The organism is Cognataquiflexum rubidum, assembly GCF_022538115.1.
Classification (GTDB): Bacteria; Bacteroidota; Bacteroidia; order Cytophagales; family Cyclobacteriaceae; genus Cognataquiflexum; species Cognataquiflexum rubidum.
This window is the reverse complement of sequence record NZ_JAKZAL010000012.1, coordinates 1-23,792: the sequence shown is the minus strand read 5'-3', so window position 1 is coordinate 23,792 and position 23,792 is coordinate 1. Positions and strand designations below refer to the sequence as shown.

Here is a 23,792-nt window from a genome sequence, read left to right as displayed (position 1 = left end):
CAATTTTCTAATTTTGGATTTTTAGCCTTATCCAAATATCTATTTAAAACTGAGCTACCTGAAAGAGGCCTACTTAAAAAAGCTTTGATTGGGTAGCTCATATTTTTGTTTATAATAGCCTGCCATTTTTAAATGTAGTTTATTCTTGTCTTTGGGAATCACAGATGGTAACAGAATCGGTGGAAACTCCATTGAGACCATATCCATTTGTATTTCCCAAAAAATGCTTTTAATATGCCCATTCATTTATACCACAACACATGGGAGATTTTATAATTAACTTCAGCAACTGGATCTGGGACATACCGATGCTCGCTTTGCTGATGGGCGGAGGCTTGATTTTGTTTATTTATTCAGGTTTTGTGCCTTTCAGGTATTTTGGTCATGCGCTCAAAGTTGTCCGTGGGAAGTATGACAATCAGAATATGCCCGGTCAGATTTCTTCCCAACAAGCCCTTTCTGCTGCAATTGCCGCTACAGTTGGTATGGGAAATATCAGTGGTGTAGCCATCGCCATCAATATGGGCGGTCCGGGTGCTATTTTTTGGATGTGGATGTCAGCTTTTGTGGGTATGGCTACCAAATATTTTACATGTAGTCTCGCCATTATGTACAGGGGAAAAGATACAGCGGGAGTGGTCCAGGGTGGCCCGATGTACGTGATAGAACATGGTATGGGCAAAAAATGGAAGCCACTTGCAGTACTTTTTTGCGTGGCTGGAATATTGGGATTGCTTTCCATTTTTCAGGCGAACCAATTGACGGCAGTGTTCCGGTCAGTGATGTTGGAACCCTACGGTTTGGATAGCGGTGAGCCGACCAAATGGATAATTGGAATCGTTATGATGATCCTTGTTGCTATTGTGATTTTGGGAGGAATTCAAAGAATCGCTGCAGTGGCATCTAAGTTGGTTCCATTCATGGTTATACTTTATTTTGGAACTGTCATGTTGATAGTTTTCAAATACTTTGGACAAGTTCCTGAAATGCTTTGGTTGATTGTAGAAGATGCATTTACCGGAAATGCAGTCATGGGTGGTGCCGTCGGTGCGGTGATGGTGATTGGAGCAAGAAGGGCTGCGTTTTCTAATGAAGCGGGAATTGGAACAGCTCCAATGGTTCATGGCGCTTCCAAAAACAACGAACCCGTACGTGAAGGTTTGATTGCGATGTTGGGTCCATTTATTGACACTGTAGTGGTCTGTACGTTGACTGCCTTTGTGATTTTGCTGACAGGTGTATGGGAAACAAGTGAAAATAATGGCGTACAATTGACGCTGCAGGCATTTGAAATGGGACTTCCGGGAGTTGGAAAGTACCTGCTGATGTTGGCGGTTTTGGTCTTTGCGCTTTCTACCATGTTCACCTATTCCTATTATGGTCACAAATGCTTCAATTACCTTTTTGGAGCAGAAAAAGCAAATTACTACAATTACTTTTATCTGGTGACCATTGTCGCCGGAGCAGTAGTATCACTTGAAGTGGTTGTGAGTTTTATTGATGGAATGTATGCCATCATGGCCATTCCGACGATGATTTCGACGATTTACCTTGCACCAAAAGTCAAAGCAGCTACTAAGGATTATTTTGCAAGGATGAAAGGGAAGTAGTCCTGAAAGGGTTGTCCGGTTGTCCGCAAAAGCTGTTGTCTAGTTGGGGATGAAAATGTTGTCAGGTTGTCCGCAAAAGCTGTTGTCAGGTTAAGAAAAATAGTTGTAATTGTTGTAACCTTCGTGTTGTAATTGTTGGGAGGAAATAGGGTTGTCAGGTTGTCCGCAAGATGTTATCAAGTTTTCCGCAAAAGCTGTTGTCGGGTTGGGAAAGGCCAAAGAGAACTTGACAGCCTGACAACTTGATAACGCGGAGCAGACAACCATTACAACCACTACAACCATTACAACTACTACAACAAATACAACCATAATAACAATTACAACCCCTACTTCCCCGAACAATGAACCTCCTCATCGCCCCAAATGCTTTCAAAGGAACGATTGAAGCTGACGAAGCGGCGGAGATTATCGGGAGTGCGATTTTGAGCAAGATTCCGGACGCGGAGGTGGTGCTTTGCCCAATAGCGGATGGTGGGGATGGAACTTGTTTTTTATTGGGAAAGGCCTTGAACCTGAAGCAGGTTTTCGAAATTGCCTTAGATCCTTTAGGAAGGCCGATGCAGGGATTTTACTTTTTTGATCCTGGGCAAAAGACAGCTTACCTGGATGTTTCCACCGTTTCCGGAATCAAATCATTAAAACCTCACGAGCGAAATCCTTGGATTACAAGCACATTCGGAACTGGGGGACTGATCAAAAAGGCTGCAGACTCCGGTGCCGAACATATCATTTTGGGATTGGGAGGAAGTGCGACAGTTGATATGGGGATCGGGATTCTGAGAGGTTTGGGTTTTTTGTTTTTGGATGAAAAAGGAAGGGAAATCCCGGTTTTTTCAGAAGGTTTTATTTCCAAAATCCGATTTATACAAAGCCCGATACCAAAACCAAACTTAAAATTTACCTGCCTCTGTGATGTGAACAACCATTTTTTCGGACCCTCAGGTGCTATTCCGGTTTTTGGTCCCCAAAAGGGATTGAAATTAGAGGATCTGGAAAAGTTTGAAAAGGATTGTTCCAAGGCATTGGAATTGATGGCCAAAAAATCAGGAAAGCAATTGGCAGACAAAGAAAGTTTTGGTGCTGCGGGAGGAATTGCCTTTGGGCTTTCATTCTTTTTTCCGGTGAAGATAGAGATGGGCGCAAAATGGTTTTTTGAAAAAGTCGGTATCGAATTCAAGATCAAATCAGCGGATATCATCATCACAGGAGAAGGCAGGTATGACTCCCAATCCGCTTCAGGAAAAGGAAGTTATGAACTGTTACAATTGGCAAAAAAACACAGAAAAAAAACAGTCCTGATCACCTCGGGAGAAGGTGGGGAAGAATCAGGGTTTGATCAGGTGATCCAATTGCCGGAACTGGATTTTGGAGAAAGTGGATTTGTAATCGAAGCCCGAAAAAATCTAGAAAAAGCTGTATTTAGCAATTTTTGAGCTTATATATTAGGGACTGTGAATAAAATCTGGACTTGATTTTTTGTGTTTCAAATGATGTACTTGAGGTAAGCGAGAATCCCGATAGGTACATGTCACTTATTATATTTTATTTTTCATTTTGCTTCAAAAAGGAGCTTTTTTAGACGGTTACGTGCAATAATCAAGAAGCAGTTATGGGTATATTAGTATATGATTTTAACCAAAATTTAAACCTCGGCTGTCATGAAAAAGTTAATTCTTAGTTTGTTGTTTTTACTGCCTTTTGCATTGTATGCACAGGTAAGTAGTCTATCTGTAGGCGGTGGATATGTATTTACCAACATTGAGGGAACAGATGCCAGTGCATCCGGGTATAGGATAAACCTCCTGTATGATTATCAGCCTGTAGGAAGTGCCGTGTCCTACGGTCTTCATTTTGGATATGTCAGTGTGACAGGCTCGAGTACAAATACAGATTATACTGTAAATACTTTGCCTATTGCATTTGTTCCAAAATTCTATTTTGGAGAGGGAAATTTAAGGCCCTATCTCAAAGGTGTTATCGGTGTTCAGTTTTCCGACATTGAAAGAGCAGGTCAATCTACTACCATCACAGCAAAGGATTCCGGAATCATCGCAGGTCTCGGAGCCGGAATCAAATATCCCATGAGTGAAAAGGCATTTCTGAACTTTGATTATGAGTTTGCATACCTTGCCAATAGCTTTTATAGGGATGGCTTGATGAACTCCATTTCCCTAGGTGTAGGATTTAATTTCTAAAAAAAGTCTAAACTGATAAGTGTTGGTTATAAGCAAATGCCTTGTTTTAAAACCGGAAAATACCAGCCATGAGAGAAAAAAGTCCTCATGGCTTTTTTGTGTTTTGGCAGCATTTTTTAACTGTAAAAGAAAACCTTTTGTCAACATCTAAATAAAAAAAGGTCCGTGTAAAAAGCTTTTTTCAAGTGACAGATTTTTTAAAACTAATGATCTCAAATAGTACTGAAATCAAATTGGATTATTAATTTGAAGGCAGTATGTTTACTAATATATTAACAAATTAATTTCAATAAACCCCGGCTCCTGAAGGAGAGAAAGACCAAGGATTTAAAAAGAAAATCGTCAGGGTAAAATCCCTGAATCCCGAAATCATAATCACTGAAAGTTTTAGCGATTGATATGGTAAAGAAAAAGACACTAAATATTAAAGGTACTGATGTAACTATTTCTCTTGAAAAGGAAGGAGAATATATTTCTCTTACTGATATGCTGAAAGCCAAAGACGGAGATTTTTTTATTTCTGACTGGCTAAGGAATAGAAATACTGTTGAGTTCCTTGGTATTTGGGAGTCTGTAAATAACCCAAATTTTAATTATGGCGAATTCGCCACAATTAGAAGTGAAGCAGGTTTAAATAATTATAAAATTAGCGTCAAAGAGTGGAATGAAAAAACAAATGCCATTGGTTTAAAAGCTACATCTGGTAGATATGGAGGTACTTACGCACATATTGATATTGCCTTTGAATTTGGAATGTGGATTAGTGCTGAATTCAAAGTATATCTTATCCAGGAATATAAAAGACTTAAGCAAGAAGAAAACAACCTGCTTAAACTTGAATGGAATTTCCAGCGCACCCTATCCAAGATCAATTATCACATCCATACAGATGCTATCAAAGAAAATCTGATTCCTACTGAAATCAGTAAACAACAAGCATCATTCATCTATGCCACTGAAGCGGATGTGTTGAATATGGCTCTTTTTGGGAAAACCGCTAAGCAGTGGCGCGATGAAAATCCTGAAGAAAAAGGAAATATCCGGGATTTTGCAACTATTGAACAACTGGTGGTTTTATCTAATATGGAAAGTACCAACGCACTTTTGATCCATCAGGGAATGGCACAACCGGTGAGACTTGTACACCTGAACCAAATGGCGATTACCCAAATGAAATCCCTTTTGGGACATAGGCTATCTGTAAAGAAATTGAAATGAAAGATTAAGACCTCAAACATAAACTTTCACATGTATATTGAAATTCCAGCAGATATACTTTTGGCTTGAACGGGCTAAAAATTGATTGATCAAAATGATCATTATTGCTTTGAAATTTGGTTATTCCAATATGAAACCCTAAAACCATTCCCCTTTCATCTCGACGGTCAGCATGTCATCCGAAACCAGTCTTTTGCCAAGACCATCCATTTTGACAAGTTCGTATTCGAAGAAATAGCGCATGGCCATCAGTTTTCCTTGGTAGAAATCAGTTTCAGCACTTCCTCCATCCAATGCATGCTGCACAGTGATTCCCTGCTTTAGCCATTGCCAAGAAATGGTCAGGATGCCGATGTATTCCAAGTACAGCGTGGCATCTGCCAAGAATTCTTCCTGATTTTTGGAAGCTATTCCAAATAAATGGAAGCATGTCTGTTGGGCTCTTTGGAGGTATTTCTCTAATTTCTCAGCAAATGGAATGAGGTTATTTATTTCTTTGGCTGAGCCTATGGTCTTCATGATTTCTGCTGCAAATAGCTGAAGTGCCTTTCCCTCCTGCATCAGTACTTTTCTTCCCAAAAGGTCCAATCCATGAATCCCCGTCGTCCCTTCGTGAATGGGGTGGATGCGTGCCTCACGGTAATATTGCTCTACCGGAAAGTCAGTCGTATAACCAGCTCCTCCTAAAATCTGTACCGCGGCAGATGTCGTCAAACAGCACATTTCAGAAGGGTAGGACTTTGCAATAGGTGTTAACAAGTCAAGTAAGAGTGATGCTTCTTCTTTTTCTTTTCCATCAGCAACATGGGCCAGGTCTCCCAACTTGGCACAAAAAAATAAAAGAGAAAGTGCACCTTCCGTCACTGATTTTTGGAACAGTAGCATGCGTTTCACATCTGCATGTCCGATGATCGGAATTTGGGGTTTTGATGGATCTTTCTCGGTGATTTTACGTCCTTGGGGTCTCTCTTTGGCATAGGCGAGGGAACTTTGGAAAGCAGCCGTGCCAATGGCAGCAGCATTCATCCCAACTCCGACCCGAGCCTCATTCATCATCTGAAACATGTAAGACAATCCCTTATTGGCCTCCCCGACAAGGTAGCCTTCGGTACCGTCATTTGATCCGATCATCAGGTGGGCTATCGGTGCTCCTTTGTAGCCCATCTTGTGGTAAATTCCTTCGGTAAGCACATCATTGGGTTCATTGTCCGGAACTCGTTTTTGGGGAACAACAAACAAAGAAATTCCTTTCACTCCTGCCGGGGAGCCTTTGATACGGGCGAGCATGAGGTGGATGACGTTTTCACAGGCATCATGGTCTCCACAGGAAATGTATATTTTTTGGCCTTGGAATTTAAATACCCCTTCCTTCTCAGTTGGAATGGCCATTGTACTCAGGTCAGTTAAGGAAGAGCCGGCATCTGGTTCGGTAAGTGCCATGGTTCCCTGCCATTTACCATTGTACATGTTTGGGGTGAAGGTGTCGATCAATTGCTGACTGCCAAAAGTCCTGATCAGGTTGGCAGCACCTGTAGTCAAAAAAGGATAAACGGAACTGGAATAGTTCGCTGCCTGAAAAATAAACCCTGCCGCAAGATGGATGGTATTCGGCAATTGTTGTCCGCCTTCTTCATAGCTAAAAGTGGCATTGATCCAACCATCCTGCCCAAACTGCCGGACAATCTTTTTCATGCCTTCATGCACTTGGATTTTCCCTCCGATAAGCTGAGGTTCATTCCTGTCCATGTCAGTAAGTAAAGGAAAAAGGGAAGTCACAGCAATCTGATCGGCTGCCTCCAAAACCATTTGGAAGGTTTCCTGACTATGGTCTTCGAAGTATTTGAACCGGGTCAGGTCAAGTACTTGTAGGTTTTCGAAAAGCTGGAATTGAAGGTCACGTTTGGAGTAGAAGGGCATGGTCTTTTTAATGGTTATAATGGTTGTAATTGTTTTAGTGGTTGTAATTGATGTTGGGTTGTCATTGTTGTCGGGGTTGTCGGGTTTTCAAGTTTTCAAGGTCTTGTTGATCCCTTTACATCTCGACAACAGCTTGCGGGCAACAGCTTCAGCGTATAACCCTATTTCCTCCCAACAATTACAACACGCAGGTTACAACAATTACAACTATTTTTCCAAACCCGACAACAGCTTTAGCGGACATAGAAACTCGACAACCTTTTCACTGGCCTGACAACAGCTTTTTCGGATAACTTGACAACACGAAGTAGATAACTTTTTAAACCAAACTCCGAATCACTTTACATGGATTTCCTGCGGCGATAACATCATCTGGGATATCTTTGGTGACTACAGATCCTGCGCCAATGATTGACCTCGAACCGATTTTGACTCCCGGACAGATTATGGTAGAACCCCCGATCCAGACATCATCTCCGATCGTGATGGGTTTGCCAAATTCTGCCAGACTTCCCCTGACCTTATAATCCGTAGGATGGGTAGCAGCATAAAATTGGACATTTGGAGCGATAAGCACCCTGCTTCCAAGAGTTACCGGCGTCACATCCAAAACCACACAGTTGAAATTGAAAAACACGTCATCGCCTGCCGTGATATTATAGCCGTAGTCACAAAAGAAGGGAGGTTCAATCCAAAAATTCTTGCCTTTCTTCCCGATCAGTTTGGCAAGGATACTTTCCCGCAATTCCGTTTCGTCAGGATTCGAATCGTTGAGTTGCTTGGTCAGTTGCCTTGCATGTAGTCTTTCCGCAACCAATTCCGGATCTGAAGCAAAATACAATTCGCCGGCAAGCATTTTTTCTTTTTCGGATTTTAAAGAAGACATGAGATATGAGAAATGAGATGAAATAGAGTGGAAACAGATTGAAATATGGTAGAAATTAATTGAAATACGGAGGAAATAGGGTAGAAAAGGATATTTATTGATATTTGATATTAATGGATATTGGATTCGAGTAGGATTTCGAATTGTGCGCTTATATCATAAATAAATATTTCGCTGAAAGCGTATTTCGCAAAGCATATATCAACTTTATATCCATCTTTTTTAATAAGCTTAAACCATATTTCGCCAAGCCTATATCCCCCATAAATCCGTCCCTATAATAATTTTTTTGCCTGATCGAGATGTCTTTGTTCATGGGCCACGATGATGTCAATCGCTTTTTCAAGGGAATAGACTATCAGTTTGTTGGCAGGAGAATGGATGATGGTCTTTTTTTCAAAAAACGGTTCTAATTCAATTATCCATTTTTTGAGTTCTTCTTGGTGGTTTTGAAACCTTTCCAATAAGGTCGCATCGCCCTTTGTCACTTTTGGTTCCCAAAGCGGGAAAGTTTTGGCTTTTTTCTTTCCTCCGTCAGAAACTGATTTAAAAATCAAGTTGCCAAAGAGATTAGAAAAATAGGGAAATTTTGAAATGAAAGCGCCTTGAAAACTCCCGTGTTTAAGTTTTTCAAAAATTGGAAAATAGGTTCGATTAATGGTAATGAGGTGTTCAAAGTTTTCGGCTATGCTCCAGGTTTCTGCATTGGGTTTGAGGTGCATTTTCTCTACCGAAAGTGTAATGAAGACATCGATAGTTTCACGGGTTATGTTATCTATAGAATCAATCCATTTTTCAATCTGCGCTGTCATATCAATTGGGTAGTTGGGTGTTATTTTGCTTAGAAAGCTTGGTAAGTTCTTCCATCAATACATTACTTGTTTCCTTTCCCAAAGACATTCTTGTCAAATAGGGGGCATGCGGAAGGTTTGGATTTTCAAAATACCTTGGTTTAATAATATATCCCAAAGCATCCTGACTTAATCCAAGGATAAATTTTGGGCCCTTAGGCATAAGTTCTTTTGTTTTCATCCCATAGATCGGAGCGGTTTCTCCCGGATGGCTTGCAAAAGTGGCCTCTCCAATAGAAAACCAAACAACTTCGGATTCGATCACATCAGTGACTTTTCTATCAACGATGATTCCTGCTGCAGAAAGTTGCTGCCAAGCTTCATTCATAACAGGAAAAAACACGGTTTTTCTTTGGAAATTGAGTTTGGATTTGGATAAAGTTTTTGGTTCCAATAGGGAAGCAGTCGCTGATAATGCCAATTCTTGCCCTCTTTGCAAGGCTTTTTGATAACCACCATCTTTGTCAGTAGGCTGTATCCATCCTCCGATCGCACCTTGGAGAAAAAGATGTTCTCCGCCCCATTCTTTTTCCATTTCTTTGTAAAATCCTGCTAAGTAATCAGCCGAAACCTCGGAATGAACAGCGTCCATATAAGTTGGGTGACAGGCAAAATTGGTCAGGGTGACTATGTTTTTTTGGTTCTTGTTCAGAAACTGTAACACCGTGACGGACCTGTCGATTTCCTCCTGACAGATATTGGCAACCCAATCTTCTCCTGATTCATTTTGGCCGTACCTGATGGTGCTTTCCTGTAGGTTTTTGGAAGCTTTTTGAATCTGTTCCGCAACTGTCTGTACCAAAAAGTCCATGTATTGCTTGTTTACACCGCTTTCTGAGAAATCTTTTCCCCAAAGCCCGACGACATCAGGCCCTGAATGGGTATGTGTGGAACTGATGACAATATTTTCAGGAGAAAAAGGAATGTCGAATTCCATTAAGGCAGTTCGTTCTCTGATTTTTTGTAAGTCCTGATACAGCAATCCGATGCAATCCAAGGTGACCAATGCCATTGATTTTTCACCGTCATGAAGCACAACAGCTTTGGCATAAAGGCTATCCAAAACGCCGGTAAAGGTTCTGTTTTGTTTGTCTCCGGCGATGAAAGAACCAATAGGAGGGTTGATGACTGCCTTGGAAACACCGACTTGGAGTTGGAGAGGGGTGTTTGAGATTTTATTTGAACACCCAAGGCTAAGTGAAATGAAGAACAATATGATTCCCAGATTTTTCATTTACAGTGATGGTAAAATTAGATTTTCAATTTCGGCAGTACTTTTTGCGAAAAATGTATTTTTAGAAGCCAATCCATCTATAAGCTTTTTATCTCCTGTCCATAGGAAGGCATTTAATTCTAAGGTAAGCGCCACAAAGGGCGCGTCATCCTCATCAATATCCAAGACCAAATCAATCGCTTGCAACCAACTTGCGGATTTTATCAATTCTTCAGAAATAAATGTGATCTGTTCAAAAATACGGTTCCTTGATTCTTGAATCTGACTAGGTGAAAGTTTCGAAGAATTACACAGCTTAACAAAATACCTGTCGATTTCAATTTTCAAAAGCTCAGGTGCGAAAAATTCAACTTTACGATTTTGGTTAAAAAATATTTCACCCATTTTGGAATTAGTGCGCATTAGTGCGCTAAAAATTATATTGGTGTCAACAACAACCTTCATTTAACAAACCGGTGTTTGTTTTCTGCCCACCAATTTTTCTTCGACTCGTTAGCCAATTCATTTGCAATATCATCAGTGGCCTTTGAATCATTAGTGGCTTCTCTATATTTCAGGAAACTAAAAAGCCTTTGAAGCTCAGAGATTTCCAAATCACTGGAAATCCTTAATACTATTTCATTTTCAGATCTTTCAACTATCATAATCAAATATACTTAAAATTGGATAAAATGATTCAACTCCCCAAAGAACTTATCGACCCTTCATTGTTGTTGTAACCTGATTTTTAACCCATAATCATGACGAAAACCAAACCAAAAGAGAACAGGGTCACCATGGCCCATGTATTCAAAACCATCATTTGGCCCCGCAAGAATCAACTTTTCCTAGGGCTTTTTCTGATCATTATCAGCAGGCTTTCGGGTTTGATTTTGCCCGGCGCGAGCAAATACCTGATTGATGATGTCATCCCGTCCAATAACCTTGATATGCTCAAATGGCTGGTGATCATAGTAGTTGCAGCCATCACGGTGCAGGCAGTAACTTCTTATGCCCTCACCCAAATTCTGAGCGTGGAGGCGCAGCATTTGATTTCACAACTGAGATCCAAGGTCCAAAAACACATCATCCAACTGCCCATCCGCTTTTTTGACAATACAAAAACAGGAGAGTTGGTATCGAGGATCATGACTGATGTAGAGGGTGTCCGAAATCTTGTGGGAACAGGGTTTGCACAAATGATCGGAGGGGTTTTGACCGCTGCGATTTCTTTGGGATTGTTGATTTACATCAGCCCACTGATGACGCTTTATGTATTGGTGCCGGTGATTATTTTCGGGTTTATTTCACTGAAAGCCTTCAGTAAAATCAGGCCGATTTTCAGAGAACGGGGAAAGATCAATGCTGAAGTCACAGGTAGATTGACCGAAACCTTGGGAGGAATCCGGGTAATCAAGGGTTTCAATGCAGAAGCCCAAGAAATTAAAAGTTTTGAAGCAGGAGTCGAGCGCTTGTTTTTGAATGTGAAGGCGAGTTTGACAGCAACGAGTTTTGTAACTTCTGCAGCTACTTTTTTGCTGGGTTTGGCCTCTGCAGGTATAATGGGGATAGGAGGTTATATGATCATGGATGGACAGATGACCTTTGGTGATTTCTTGGCTTTCACACTGTATTTGGGTTTTATGATAGCCCCGATTGTGCAGATGAGCAATATTGGCAGTCAGTTTACAGAGGCTTTTGCTGGGTTGGATAGAACAGAAGAAATCATGAACAGGCCTTTGGAAAGTGCCGGCGGCCAAAGAATCGTTGCGATTCCACATATCAAGGGAGATATCAGATTTGAGGATGTTTCATTTGCTTACGATGAGGGTAAAGAGGTTTTGAAAGGAGTTTCATTCAATGCACCTGCCGGCTCAGTAACAGCTCTGGTGGGAACTTCAGGTTCTGGAAAAACCACCATAGCAGGCTTGGCAGCCTCATTTCTCAATCCGGAATCTGGGTTGATTACTGTGGATGGCGTCGATATGCAAAAGATCACCCTGGAGAGCTTCAGGTCTCAGTTAGGTGTTGTTCTACAGGATGATTTCCTTTTTGAAGGAACCATCAAGGAAAATATTCTTTTCCCAAGACCAGATGCAACAGTAGAAAAATTAATGCAGGCAGTCAAAGCCGCCCATGTGCACGAGTTTACTGATAGGTTTGAAGATGGTTTGGACACTTTGATAGGAGAGCGGGGTGTCAAACTTTCTGGCGGACAAAGGCAGAGAATCGCTATCGCTAGAGCAATTTTGGCGGATCCACGGGTATTGATTTTGGATGAGGCTACTTCCAATCTGGATACCGAAAGTGAATCACTGATTCAGGCGAGTTTGAAGGAATTGATGCATGGCAGGACGACTTTTGTCATTGCACATAGGCTGAGCACCATCCGGCAGGCAGATCAGATTTTAGTGATTGAGCATGGCAAAATCGCAGAAAGGGGTCAGCACGAGGAGTTGATTGCAAAGCAAGGCAGGTATTACCAGCTATATACCTATCAGGCTAGAATATAATCATTTAAATGTTTTTAGGGCATTTGGGAGATGGTTGAAAAACCAACTTTCAAATGCTTTTTTTGATTTGTCCTAGGTCTTGGTATTAAAATCCCACATTGATTCTTTTTACCTAATTGAAGAATATCTTTTAGGTGTCAATGGTCCTAAGACCCTGAGAAAAATCTTTTTGTATTCACCAAATTTATAAATAACCGATTAAATAATTCCTTCAAAATGAGACATGCGCCGAGATTGATTCCGAACGGATAATCATTTACTTTAGGATTATGAAAAAACAGATAATACTTTATTTCTTTCTACTTCTCCTTGGTTCAAGGATGGAAGTATCCGCTCAATCTTCTGAGGAAAAGAATGTTTCCAAAGCTATTGATGGATTGGTTGTGGCAATGATTGCTGCTGACAAAGACATGCTTAACGCTCAGCTTTCTGATGCCCTTCAATACGGACATTCAAGTGGGCTTATCCAGGATAAATCAGGTTTTGTCAATGAAGTAGTCAGCAAAGCACCACTCGTCTACCAATCAATCGAAAGAGAAAAGGAAGTGATCAAATTATCCAAAAAAACAGCCACAGTGAGCCATATATTGGTAATCAAGGGCAAAAATCCCGCGGGAGATCCGGTAAATCTTAGAATAGGCAACATGATGGTATGGGAAAAGGAAAAATCGGGATGGAAGTTATTGGCAAGGCAAGCTTATAAATTGTAGGGAAGTGCAATTTGCGTATAAAGCAAAAATCCTTGATCGAAACCATGTTGGCACAGATCAAGGATTTTATTTTTGGAGGCTATTTATTGAAAAAATGGTAAGATTGGTTTGGTGTTTTATCCGTAAATCAGTTTTTTCATGTGATCCACTGAGATCGGTTTGATGATGTATTCTTGAATTTCAGGTATTTTCGTAATCGGATCGATGTCATCAGGGTGGATGGAGCTGCTGATCATGACGATCCTAAATTTGTTTTTGGTTCTCTTATCAAACTTCATGAATTGCTGCAGGAAGTTCCATCCATTGGTTTTTGGCATATGAAGATCAAGAAGCACAAGCTCCTTTTCTCCCCGTTTCCTTGGCTGAGGTTTTTCAATACTAGAACTGATATAGTTCATAGCCTGACCTCCGTCGGGCAAGGATACAATTTCACCTTCAAAACCTAAATGGTTAATAAGTTTTTTGTGAACATGATTTGTGACAACATCATCATCGACCAAAATGATTTTGTTCCATTTGTTTGTGTAATTCATAGTAGGGTGAACTATTGAAATGCGGGTGATCTGTTTGCATTTATTAATTTGATTTTTAAATCTAATAAAATACTTTTTAAAAAATGAAATTTTGTTTTGACATTTATATGATAAAAGTACAATTTTTTTATAAGTGGCTGATTTTTAATAAAATAAAATAATGGATTTAAACCCGCATCGATATTTTATTTTGCGTTTTATGGCAATAAAAACGTATCTCGGATTTTCAATTTCACTTTTTGTACCACCTGTCTTCTATTATTCCAAGAAAAATTGAAAATTTTCAAGTTAAAATAAGAGTTTTAGAAAAAGGGAGAATTATCTAAAGATGATATTTGTCTTTGTAAAACTTTCTTTCTCCTTTTTTCTGATTTCCAATCAATTTTCTTGGGAAATGAATTTACAAAGTTAAAAATATAACTTACAAGCAAAGAGATGAATGTGTGATACCGAGGGTTTAAGTAATTCTATTTCAGTCACTTTGAGTTAAATTGTAAATTGCTTTAGTTTTAATTTTTCTTTAATTCTAGGTCAATTTTAGATCTCTGTTCTCTATCTGCAAATTATGGAATTTATTTTTTCGATATTAGGTATAAGCCATTTTTTTATATGAAAGCAACAAGCGAAGAATTCAAAAATATAAATATTCGAATATTTTTCATCAATTGAATTTTTTAAAATAGTATGGGAATGAGAATAGGATTTATTTTTTTTAAATATGGACTTACATTTGGCTATTGAAAATCTTACTTACCAAGTATCATAACGGATGATTTTAGCAGCCTGGATTTTATTTTTTCATTTGCAATTTGGAATTTATATGTTCCTCCTCAGCCAAGTGGAGTTAACCGTATTGAGCAGTGATATTTCAGATTCTGGTTTTAATTTCAAGTTGTTGTGGGTATTGGGATTGTTGGCCGCAGCTATTGTGATGTTTGTGAAGAACAAGCCCAGAATGGATGCGGTGGGAGTGGTGATGATTGCGGCCTTACCACTTACAGGTATCATCTCTGTCGAAGAAACCTTGATAGGATTCAGTGACCCAAATATTGTACTCATTGCGGTACTTTTTGTGATGGGAGAAGGATTGGTGCGGACAGGGGTGGCGAGAAATGTAGGAGATTGGATTAATGAAAAGGCGGGGGGAAATGAAACCAAGCTACTTGTTTTGTTGATGCTATCGGTGGCAGGATTGGGTTCAGTGATGAGTTCTACCGCCATTGTTGCCATATTTATTCCGGTGGTTTTTAGGATCTGCAGCAATACCGGCATACCTCCCAGTCATCTGATGATGCCGATGAGTTTTGCGGCATTGATTAGCGGGATGCTTACATTGATATCTACCGCGCCAAACCTGGTGGTGAATTCTGAACTTATCCGACAAGGGGAAAAAGGACTTGGGTTTTTTACTATTACACCATTTGGTCTGGCCATTTTGGCTTTGGGTGTGGTTTACATGCTTTTTGCCAGAAAATGGCTTCCCAATAATTCAGACAAGTCGGTGAGGAAGAAAAGGAAACCGACTTTTAAGGATTGGATTAAGAAGTATGAGCTGATTGATAGGGAATACAGGGTGAAAATCTTGCCTGAATCCAGTCTCCTCGGGCTGAAGATCAACGAATTAGATCTCAAATATGATGGCTTGAAATTGCTGGCTGTAGAAAGGAAAGACGGTAACAAAAAGGTTTTTATCAGGCCCTCCAAAATCATGGATTTTCAGGTGGATGATATTTTGTTTTTGGATGTCCGCGAACATGAAATTGATCTCAAAAGCCTAGCTGAAAAATACGGGATTGAAAAAATCAGTCTTTCAGGTGGCAAAGGCTACCTTACCTCACTTTCCCAAGAATTGGGAATGGTAGAGGCCATCATTCCTGCTGAATCAGGTTTGGTTGGGAAATCAGTAAAAGACGCCAGGCTGAGGTCTGAATCCGGGCTTACCGTAATCGGGCTTTGGAGAGGAAACAAAGTGGTTTTGGATGAATTTTTAGAAAAAGAATTCAAAGTGGGCGATACAATTTTGATTGCAGGATTTTGGGAAGATATCAAAAGAATGGGTCAGGTTACCGATGAATTGGTCCTATTGAACCTTCCAATAGAATTCGAGGAAGTCTTGCCTGCTGCTGACAAAGCAAGACACGCAATGGTGATTTTAGGTTTGGTCGTGTTGACGATGGTTACAGGGGTTTTGCCCAATGTTCACGCTGTAATACTGGGTTGCCTTGCCATGGGATTTTTCAGGATTATTGATATGAACAGCGCCTATAATTCTATTTCTTGGAAAAGCCTTGTTTTGATCGTGGGGATGATGCCATTTTCGATTGCGCTTCAACGTACCGGAGGTGTTGAATTGGCCGCTGATGGCCTGATTAATTTGGTTGGAGAGAGTGCTCCATGGGTAGCTATCGCTTCCCTGTTTTTTATCACAGCTGTGTTGGGTTTATTTATATCCAATACTGCTACCGCTGTCCTTATGGCACCTATTGCGATTGCTATGGCCTATGATTTGGGACTTTCCCCTTATCCGTTTGCGATGGCGGTGATCTTGGCTGCTTCTTCTGCTTTTATGACGCCCGTATCCTCTCCGGTCAATACTTTGGTAGTAGGTCCGGGGAATTATAAGTTTGGGGATTTTGTCAAAATCGGCGTCCCATTCTCTATCATCGTGATGATCATTGCTGTTTTTCTTATCCCTTTAATCTTACCTTTTTAGTCGTTAAAAATAAAGAAACCCAATCCACCTGGGTCTTTGATGATGATATTGTCAACGATACCTTCTTTGTTAAAATAGGTGATTTCTTCTGTTATTGGGATTTCTAAAGATCGAATTTTGGCAATGATGTTCATGTTGTTTTTGCCATTGAAATAGGTAAGGGAGGGGTTGAAAAATAAATGCGGACATGAATTGGGCTTCATGATGGAAATTGAAAAGCCATTGGCAGTCATTGAGAAATAGCCACTGTCAACTGAACCGAAAGCAAGTTGAAATCCGAGGATTTGGTAGATTTCAAAGGACTTTTTTGCATCGGTGGATTCTAGGCTGATTCCCATATAATTGCCCAAAGTACTGAAAGAAAGTTCTTCTTCATGTAGATCAAAACCAGGTTTTCCATCCACCAAAAAAATCCATACTCCGCTTGGGTCTGCTAGTAGGTGGCCATCTTTTGTGGGATGGATTTCCGCTATTGGTTTCAATTTGGAGATTTCAAGAGACCAAGAGTCCTTAAAGAATCTCAATCCTGCCCTTGCATACCTATTTGGGTTGATTTCAAGGCTGGCTTTTCCATCTGAGAAAATGAGGGGGGTTTCTGAAATCTGTTTGAATCCAAGTTTGGAATAAAAATCAATACTTGCCTCTAAATACGGGGTAGGAGTTTGGATCAATGCTTGCATTTAAATACTGATTTTTTTAAAAATTCAACCTGCGTTTTGATATGCTTTATGAATCCAATCCATGACTTCCTGATCGATATCCCCGATGGCCGTCAAATTGATTTTGTGTGTACACATGGCATTGCCGCTTGGTAGCAACTTTCCGCTTGGTTCTTGTCCTTTGAGGTTGATGCCGATTTCAAAACGGGTTTTTGTGACCGGGGAAAGCAATGCGAACTGTTTTTTTCTTCTCAAGCTGACGTTGGCCATTTTTGGTGCAATTTCGATGTCATTTCCGAATTTTGAGATATCGGCAATCAATTGGTCATAAATAGGTCTAAAGTGCTCTTTCCCTTTGTATTGGCTGTCGATCAGGTCATCCTTATTTTCAAAAGAACCCGCATCAGTAGCAAGGGTTTTCAGTGCAATGAAATTGGCGAAGCCATGTGTAAGCCCTTTTTCTTCCTTTAGGAATTTCATGATCTGACCGTGTTTTTCAAATTTCAAGGCCTTCACTGCTTCAGTCCATTCCGACAGACTTTTTCCTGTGTTTTTCAACAGGTTGTCCTGCATCGTCTGTTCTGCTTTATCCATGGTTTAGGGTTTTTGTTCATTTTTTCCTGATGAAAATTGCTACCAAAGCTGTCGTAATCAGACCCATGAATGGTGCGCCGATCAAACCCTGAATGATATAATTTTCCAGATTGAAATAATCTTCAGCAGCCTCCGGCGTAATTTTTCCAGTGGAAACGCCATAGGCAATGGCGTTTTCAAAATAATAGGGAGTAATGAATGTGGAGGTGATATACTGTGTCAAAGGGCTCAGAACGGTCACGAATAAGGTGATTATCAAACCACAAATAAATCCTTGTGAGTAGGTCATTTTGCCATGATAAAAGTTTTTTCTTTTGTCCAATAATGCAAAAACGTAGACGGAAATGGCCGGTATCGCAATGAAATTGGTATATATTGCGTGTTTGTCAATATGGGTATCATGTAGCCCGACGGATCTTTCAAGTACCATCCAAAGCAATGTCATAAAGGCAAATATTATTGCCCATTTGGTCTCAAATTTGATGTTTTTCATAATTTTTTGAGGCAGAGTATTGGATCAATGTTCGGTTTTAAAACACTTCCTTCAAAAATTTACAATATTTAATTTTGCAATAAAAAATATAAGGTAGATTATTTTGCTAAAAAATGCAGAACTCTTTAAAATTATTTGGCCTTCATTTTATTTCCTTTTGGTTCGTGGGTAACTTCGGCCAAGCCTAGTTCTTCCATCAATGGTGGAACATACATCCCAAACCTTCCCCTGATTCCTTTTTTTAATCCATACCAACCGCCAATCGGATTGGATTCAGATCGGCCCCAGGCTTCAACAGTTCCCTCTTTTGCAGGTTTTTGCTCATCCGCACTTCCCAGTTCCATCCAGTCGCTATGGTTTTTCAACATTTGATGAAGGTCATTTAAACATCGGTAATCATAAAGCAGGGTTGTTTTACCGACGACACAAACAATTACTTCTTTGCCCTCTTTGGTATCCCTGTACATCTCGTAGTCTGAGGTTAGCGGCGGAGTTTTCAATTTCCAAGGATTCTCTTTTGTTCCTTCTTTCATGGTATTTTGGCTAAATGAAAAATTCAATCCTTTAATTTAAAGGATTAACCATAGGAATTCCACGGTTTTGATTGCTTTTTTTAAAATGCTATTTGGAATCCTTCTTGTTAAAAAATCAGGAGATTCTTTCCTATCACCGGTTTTACCAAATTCCCCATTATGGTTCCTTTGTTTTCAACCAACACATCCCAAGGTTCCATCCGTGGTTCGTCCGAGAGGTTAAAAGTTCCGAAATGCATTGGGATAAAATATTTTCCTTCCAAAGTATTGAACGCAGCTATGGCATCCTTGGGACTAATGTGGGCTTGGTGCATAAACCACTCAGGTTTGTAGGCGCCAACTCCCATCAGGCAATAATCCGGTGTTCCGAGTGTGTTTTTGATGTCTGCGAAATGTTCACCCTTTCCGCTGTCTCCCATAAAATAGATGGATTGATCACCATTTTGAATGAAAAAACCACCCCAGAGGCTTTTATTATCATCACTTAGCCACCGTTTTGACCAATGTCTGCTTGGAACATAGGTGATGGCAATTCCACTATCCAAAAGCGAATATTGCTGATACCAACCTGCTTCTTGGATGGTTTGTCCATTTGTCCACTTCTTGATGACACTTTCCAATCCCAATCCGGTTAGGATTTTCATATTGGGATGGGCTTTGGATAGGTATTTCAGCGAATTCTCATCGCAATGATCCCGATGATTATGGGACAAAAGTAGGAAGTCCAGTTTGGGCATTTTTTCCAGAGGAAAAGGCAATGGACTTTCTCTTTTCAGAAATGTATTGTCTATCAGCAGCGGATCAGTCAAGAATACTGTTCCTTGGATCCTCATGAGATAAGTGGCATGCCCGAGCCATATCAGGTAATCATCCTGTCCATGGAAAACCGTAGAATCGAAATCAACAGTGAGATACCTTGTTTCAGATTTCTTTTCTTCTGCCTGTGGGTTTTTGCTGGTTTGCCATTTGATCAAATCCCCAAAACTTGACTCGAAAGGATGGTACAAGTTGACGAATCTGCCTTTTTCATCCACAGGGTTGCCTTTCCAATTTTCATTGGGAAGGATGGTAGTAAGTTGTGGATTGGAAGTGAACTTTGATTTCATGGGATCAACCTTTTCATTTTGGAATAAAATGAAAAGAAGGGGTATTAACAAAACAAGGAAATAGGGTTTCTTTTTCATTTTAACCTAATCCTAACCACCATTCAGAAAGAAAGTTTATGCAGCCAGTAATTCCTGAAGAAGTTCTGAAGGGGTTTCCAGTAAAGCGATTTTTTCTTCTTCGAGTATTTTGTTGAGTTCAAGTTCAAGTTCAAAAATCAGACCATCCACATACACTTTGTCCATGTGGAGTTCTTTGTAAAAATTGGCGGATTTTTGCTTTCCTGATAATGGAATGCCATAGCTACGGAATACGCCGATTGCTTTTTTCATATTTGTAATTCTGTTCATAACAAGTAGTGGGTTTAAATAATAATTGGTTTAATTCTTATATTTTAATCAATTGAAAGCCTTTTGAACTTTATAAGCTTCTGAATTCCTACAAATTTTTGTTTTAACGAATTCTGAACCCTTTTCAATGCCCTTCGCCTAGTTTTTACTTCCCGCTGTCTACTCAACCCTAGGCGGCAATAACTTATAAACGACCGGAGTGACGATTCTTGACAGTATGGTCGAGCTGATCAAACCTCCGATCAATACAATCGCAAGGGGTGATATCAATGGGTTTGTTGACCAAGCGATTGGCATCAGGCCTCCGATGGCTGTCAGCGTAGTCAATACAATGGGTAAGAATCTGATTTCTCCAGCTTCCCTTATGGCTGCGTCGAGTGGCTTTCCTTCAGCCCTGAGTTGGTTTGTGAAGTCCACGAGCAAGATTGGATTTTTCACTTCGATTCAGGCCAAAGCGATCAATCCAATAATAGCTACGAAGGACAACGAATTCCCTGTAATCCATAAAGCTGTCAAGGCACCTACCATTCCCAATGGAATCACGGATAATACGATGATTGTACTCTTAAAGGTTTTAAATAACAAAATTAAAACAGCGATAAAGAGGAAAACGGTTACGATTATGACTGTCTAAAATCCACCAAAGGATTCTTCTCTTGTTTCCGCCTCACCCGCCATCTTGAAATCATATCCCTCCGGTAATTGGAGATATTCAACTTTGGTGCCAACTTCATTGATGATCCTGTCTGCCAAAAATCCCTCCTGCACAAAAGCCGTGACGGATACTGTTCGCGTTTTGTTGAAGTGGTCTATATATAAGGGCGAACTTTCCAATTCCAAATCCGCAATCTGCTCAATGGGAACGGCTGCGCCATGATTGTTGTCTACAAAAAGTTTGTTAAAACTTATTAATGAGGCTCTTTCCTCTTTGGGATTAGTGACGACGATCTCTTTTTGGTCTCCGTTGTCATCCGAATAAGAACCCATTTTCAAACCTGCAACAGCAAGTCTGACGGTTCTATCCAATCCCAAGAATTTAGAATATCAAAAACAGTTCAATTGGATTCGTATGAAAAACAATTAATCATGGGCAAAGCTTTGATCATTACATTTGTGTCAAGAAGGCATTTAAAAGTGCACGTGGGAGGACATCAAGGCAATTTTTTTTGAGATCTTTACAACAAGCCATTTTGGTGATTTATACATTGCTTTCCAAAAAATTTTCTGTAAAATAAAATCTTAGCAGGCTATCATTATTTGATCCTTCGAATTATAGGAAAGGGTAATACCATGTTTGCCCAAATTTGATGGATTTGACCTTTTCCATTAAAAACACCCCGTGATTTTCAATTTACTGTTTTTTACTCTAAATTGAAATTGGTAGGAAAACCAACTTTAATTAGATTTTCTAAAACTACTTTTCCTTCCCTATTAATTCAATATCGATTACTTTAATCAAACTCACAAACCAAAATAACTTAAATAACCATGAAATCAAGAAGAGACTTTTTACAAAAATTGACAGTTGGTGCTGGGATGTTGCCTCTCGCTTTCAGTTTTACTCCCAAACTAGAGCCTCAGTATTTCTTTGACGATGTCCAAGATGGTCCTGTGCTCAAAGTAGCGATCATGGGACTTGGAAGCTATGGCAACCGTGTTGCCGAAGCGATGAAGGACTGCAAGCGCGCCAAAATCACAGGAGTCATCAGCGGGACTCCTTCCAAAATAAAGGAATGGCAATCCAAGTACAACATCCCTGACAAGAATTGTTACAATTACGAAAACTTCGATGCGATCAAGAATAACCCTGACATTGATGCCGTTTACATCATTACTCCAAATGGCCTACATCATGGACAGTGCCTTCGTGTAGCAGCGGCAGGCAAGCATGTTATCTGTGAAAAACCCATGGCCATCAATGCCAAAGAAGGTCAGGAAATGGTCGATGCCTGCAAGAAAGCAGGGGTAAAACTTCTGATTGGTTATAGGATGCATTTTGAAGCCAACACGCTTGAAGTTGTCAAGTTGCGGGGTGAAGGTGAGTTTGGTACTATCAAATTTTTTCAGGGATTGAGTGGATTCAAAATAGGTGACCCGACACAATGGAGGCTTAACAAAGCTTTAGCAGGAGGCGGTGCAATGATGGATATCGGTATTTATGCCATCAATGGCTCAAGGTATATGATAGGGGAGGAACCTGTCTGGGTCACCGCCCAAGAAGAGAAAACAGATCCTGTCAAATTTAAGGAAGGGGTAGATGAGACAATTACTTTTCAAATGGGTTTTCCAAGCGGGGTAATTGCTTCCTGCCTTTCTACTTATGCGGTAAGCTATCTTGATAAGTTTTTCCTGGTCGGAGAAAAAGGATTTGCCGAAATGCAGCCTTCCACCGGTTATGGTCCAATCAAAAGTTGGACTCATAAGGGACGCCTTGATTTGCCGCATGTCACCCACCAAACTACCCAAATGGATCAGATGGCAATGATTATTTTGGATGGAAAGAAACCGATTATACCTGTAGATGGCGAGGAAGGAGTCAAGGATATGAAGATCATTGATGCGATTTTTGAGGCAGCTAAAACAGGAAAGAAAGTAGCGTTGAAACTTTGAGAAAAAATCATACTGAATTTAAAAAGCACCCTAAATTTGAAATTGGGGTGCTTTTTCAATTTAAATAATTTAAAAGAAGGTTACAGGTGATGAAATAGTTCTAACCCTTCTATTCCCTGAAAATGTTTTTTGTTTAAACTCAATATCTCTGAATTATTAATCATACAAATTGATGCAATAAAAATATCTCGAAACTCAATAAGTTTATTTCGTTTTTTCAATTCATGATAAATCTGTGCTGATTTTATGGCTGCTTTTTCGTTAAAGGGCAATATTTCTAAACCTTTCAACAGCATTTCTACATCCTGGATTTTAACTTGGTTTGATGCTCCCATCAAAAGTTCATATTGGGTAATTGAAGAAGTCAGGATATCTATATCTTTTGAAATATTAAACAGAATAGTTTCTTCCTTCTTTTTGGATCGCAAAAATTCAATAAAGATAGATGTATCAATTACCAGTTTTCTATCTGCCATTTTCCAAATTTTTCTAAATTTTGTTCCAAATCTTTGATTTCTTCTTCACTCCAAGTTGAAACTTTTAAAAGATTTGCTTTATAGGAAATAGAATTAAAAGAATCTGACTCTTCGGAATCCTCCACGTAACCAAATATAGTTTGTCAACTGGTGTCAAAGGTTTTTGTGAGTGGATTCGATGATGTTTCTTGGATAAAAATACATAAAGCCATGAACATCTTCGAGTTTATCACACATTTTCCAAATGAAGAGAGCTGTGAATATTATCTGAAACTCCACAGGGAAAGGACCGGTATCTTTTGTAAGACCTGTCAGATAATATCAAAACATTACTGGTTTTCAGGAAAGAAATTCTTTGAATGTAGTAAATGCAGGAGAAGGACATCACTCAAAGCCGGTACAGTCATGGAATCAAGCAACCTGTCTCTACATACTTGGTTTACAGCGTTTCTTTTGATGTCTGCAACCAAGAAGGGCTTTTCCTGTCTTGAATTTCAGCGTCAGTTAGGTTTGAAGAGATATGAAACAGCATTCAACCTTATGCATAAGATTAGAACTGTAATGGGGAAAAGAGACGGTTTGTATCTCCTCAAAGGAATGGTAGAGTATGA

26 protein-coding genes are annotated in these 23,792 nt (G+C 39.8%); 9 read left to right on the top strand and 17 right to left on the bottom strand.

Features of this window, described 5'->3' with window-relative positions; all coding sequences use genetic code 11:
• Positions 1-260: 260 nt before the first annotated feature.
• From MMU05_RS13620 to MMU05_RS13605, 4 genes are all read left to right on the top strand, one after another.
• Positions 261-1,610 carry an alanine/glycine:cation symporter family protein gene (locus MMU05_RS13620; protein WP_241142229.1) on the top strand — a complete coding sequence of 450 codons (1,350 nt, stop codon included), beginning with the start codon at positions 261-263 and terminating at the stop codon, positions 1,608-1,610.
• 344 nt (positions 1,611-1,954) lie between these two features.
• A complete protein-coding gene (locus tag MMU05_RS13615) occupies positions 1,955-3,046 on the top strand; it encodes a glycerate kinase family protein (RefSeq protein ID WP_241142228.1) in 1,092 nt (363 codons plus the stop codon).
• Between the two features lie 225 nt (positions 3,047-3,271).
• The gene (locus tag MMU05_RS13610; protein ID WP_241142227.1) at positions 3,272-3,808 is read left to right on the top strand and encodes an outer membrane beta-barrel protein; all 537 of its coding nucleotides are present in this window, start codon (positions 3,272-3,274) and stop codon (positions 3,806-3,808) included.
• A gap of 399 nt (positions 3,809-4,207) precedes the next feature.
• Positions 4,208-5,026 (top strand): KilA-N domain-containing protein, encoded by an 819-nt coding sequence (locus MMU05_RS13605; RefSeq protein WP_241142226.1) that lies wholly within the window; start codon positions 4,208-4,210, stop codon positions 5,024-5,026.
• A gap of 138 nt (positions 5,027-5,164) precedes the next feature.
• Here MMU05_RS13605 and MMU05_RS13600 read toward each other — a convergent pair whose 3' ends face one another.
• The 6 genes from MMU05_RS13600 to MMU05_RS13575 form a co-directional block, all read right to left on the bottom strand.
• On the bottom strand, positions 5,165-6,943 hold the full coding sequence (locus MMU05_RS13600) for an acyl-CoA dehydrogenase (protein ID WP_241142225.1): 1,779 nt from the start codon (positions 6,941-6,943) through the stop codon (positions 5,165-5,167).
• A 319-nt stretch (positions 6,944-7,262) separates the two neighbouring features.
• Positions 7,263-7,829: a sugar O-acetyltransferase gene (locus tag MMU05_RS13595; protein ID WP_241142224.1), complete on the bottom strand. Its 567-nt coding sequence runs from the start codon at positions 7,827-7,829 to the stop codon at positions 7,263-7,265.
• A gap of 275 nt (positions 7,830-8,104) precedes the next feature.
• On the bottom strand, positions 8,105-8,641 hold the full coding sequence (locus tag MMU05_RS13590) for a DinB family protein (RefSeq protein WP_241142223.1): 537 nt from the start codon (positions 8,639-8,641) through the stop codon (positions 8,105-8,107).
• Position 8,642: 1 nt separating this feature from the next.
• Positions 8,643-9,914, bottom strand: coding sequence for a neutral/alkaline non-lysosomal ceramidase N-terminal domain-containing protein (locus MMU05_RS13585; protein ID WP_241142222.1), 1,272 nt, complete (start codon positions 9,912-9,914; stop codon positions 8,643-8,645).
• On the bottom strand, positions 9,915-10,358 hold the full coding sequence (locus tag MMU05_RS13580) for a PIN domain-containing protein (protein WP_241142221.1): 444 nt from the start codon (positions 10,356-10,358) through the stop codon (positions 9,915-9,917).
• On the bottom strand, positions 10,355-10,558 hold the full coding sequence (locus MMU05_RS13575; RefSeq protein ID WP_241142220.1) for a hypothetical protein: 204 nt from the start codon (positions 10,556-10,558) through the stop codon (positions 10,355-10,357). The genes MMU05_RS13580 and MMU05_RS13575 overlap by 4 nt, the downstream gene beginning before the upstream one ends.
• Before the next feature lie 96 nt (positions 10,559-10,654).
• Here MMU05_RS13575 and MMU05_RS13570 point away from each other — a divergent pair, with 96 nt between their 5' ends.
• Positions 10,655-12,406 (top strand): ABC transporter ATP-binding protein, encoded by a 1,752-nt coding sequence (locus MMU05_RS13570; RefSeq protein WP_241142219.1) that lies wholly within the window; start codon positions 10,655-10,657, stop codon positions 12,404-12,406.
• Between the two features lie 269 nt (positions 12,407-12,675).
• Entirely contained in the window at positions 12,676-13,116 is a 441-nt protein-coding gene (locus MMU05_RS13565; RefSeq protein WP_241142218.1) for a nuclear transport factor 2 family protein, read from the top strand.
• 116 nt (positions 13,117-13,232) lie between these two features.
• Here the strand turns inward: MMU05_RS13565 and MMU05_RS13560 are convergent, their stop codons facing one another.
• Positions 13,233-13,649 carry a response regulator gene (locus MMU05_RS13560; protein ID WP_241142217.1) on the bottom strand — a complete coding sequence of 139 codons (417 nt, stop codon included), beginning with the start codon at positions 13,647-13,649 and terminating at the stop codon, positions 13,233-13,235.
• An 820-nt stretch (positions 13,650-14,469) separates the two neighbouring features.
• Between MMU05_RS13560 and MMU05_RS13555 the strand changes: the two genes are divergently transcribed.
• Positions 14,470-16,362: an SLC13 family permease gene (locus MMU05_RS13555; RefSeq protein WP_241142216.1), complete on the top strand. Its 1,893-nt coding sequence runs from the start codon at positions 14,470-14,472 to the stop codon at positions 16,360-16,362.
• On the opposite strand, the gene MMU05_RS13550 is transcribed toward MMU05_RS13555, so the two are convergent.
• From MMU05_RS13550 to MMU05_RS23220, 8 genes are all read right to left on the bottom strand, one after another.
• The gene (locus tag MMU05_RS13550; protein ID WP_241142215.1) at positions 16,359-17,042 is read right to left on the bottom strand and encodes a VOC family protein; all 684 of its coding nucleotides are present in this window, start codon (positions 17,040-17,042) and stop codon (positions 16,359-16,361) included. The two genes, MMU05_RS13555 and MMU05_RS13550, sit on opposite strands and share 4 nt — an antisense overlap.
• A 24-nt stretch (positions 17,043-17,066) precedes the next feature.
• The gene (locus tag MMU05_RS13545; protein ID WP_241142214.1) at positions 17,067-17,615 is read right to left on the bottom strand and encodes a DUF5655 domain-containing protein; all 549 of its coding nucleotides are present in this window, start codon (positions 17,613-17,615) and stop codon (positions 17,067-17,069) included.
• 16 nt (positions 17,616-17,631) lie between these two features.
• Positions 17,632-18,108, bottom strand: a complete 477-nt coding sequence (locus MMU05_RS13540) for a DUF4199 domain-containing protein (RefSeq protein WP_241142213.1) — start codon at positions 18,106-18,108, stop codon at positions 17,632-17,634.
• A 131-nt stretch (positions 18,109-18,239) separates the two neighbouring features.
• Entirely contained in the window at positions 18,240-18,641 is a 402-nt protein-coding gene (locus MMU05_RS13535; protein WP_241142212.1) for a DUF6855 family protein, read from the bottom strand.
• A 107-nt stretch (positions 18,642-18,748) separates the two neighbouring features.
• Positions 18,749-19,747, bottom strand: a complete 999-nt coding sequence (locus MMU05_RS13530; RefSeq protein WP_241142211.1) for an MBL fold metallo-hydrolase — start codon at positions 19,745-19,747, stop codon at positions 18,749-18,751.
• A 114-nt stretch (positions 19,748-19,861) separates the two neighbouring features.
• Positions 19,862-20,095 carry an acyl carrier protein gene (locus tag MMU05_RS13525; RefSeq protein WP_113922561.1) on the bottom strand — a complete coding sequence of 78 codons (234 nt, stop codon included), beginning with the start codon at positions 20,093-20,095 and terminating at the stop codon, positions 19,862-19,864.
• 159 nt (positions 20,096-20,254) lie between these two features.
• The gene (locus MMU05_RS23225; RefSeq protein ID WP_472843688.1) at positions 20,255-20,512 is read right to left on the bottom strand and encodes an efflux RND transporter permease subunit; all 258 of its coding nucleotides are present in this window, start codon (positions 20,510-20,512) and stop codon (positions 20,255-20,257) included.
• A 213-nt stretch (positions 20,513-20,725) separates the two neighbouring features.
• On the bottom strand, positions 20,726-21,121 hold the full coding sequence (locus MMU05_RS23220; RefSeq protein WP_472843687.1) for an efflux RND transporter permease subunit: 396 nt from the start codon (positions 21,119-21,121) through the stop codon (positions 20,726-20,728).
• A gap of 462 nt (positions 21,122-21,583) precedes the next feature.
• Here MMU05_RS23220 and MMU05_RS13515 point away from each other — a divergent pair, with 462 nt between their 5' ends.
• Positions 21,584-22,705, top strand: coding sequence for a Gfo/Idh/MocA family protein (locus tag MMU05_RS13515; protein WP_241142210.1), 1,122 nt, complete (start codon positions 21,584-21,586; stop codon positions 22,703-22,705).
• Positions 22,706-22,785: 80 nt separating this feature from the next.
• On the opposite strand, the gene MMU05_RS13510 is transcribed toward MMU05_RS13515, so the two are convergent.
• Complete coding sequence (locus tag MMU05_RS13510) at positions 22,786-23,181, bottom strand: type II toxin-antitoxin system VapC family toxin (protein ID WP_241142209.1); 396 nt, start codon at positions 23,179-23,181, stop codon at positions 22,786-22,788.
• Positions 23,160-23,306, bottom strand: coding sequence for a hypothetical protein (locus tag MMU05_RS13505; RefSeq protein ID WP_241142208.1), 147 nt, complete (start codon positions 23,304-23,306; stop codon positions 23,160-23,162). The genes MMU05_RS13510 and MMU05_RS13505 overlap by 22 nt, the downstream gene beginning before the upstream one ends.
• Positions 23,307-23,391: 85 nt before the next feature.
• On the opposite strand from MMU05_RS13505, the gene MMU05_RS13500 reads away from it, so the two are divergent.
• Positions 23,392-23,792 (top strand): IS1595 family transposase (locus MMU05_RS13500; RefSeq protein WP_272493293.1); only part of this gene is annotated, 401 nt, incomplete at its 3' end.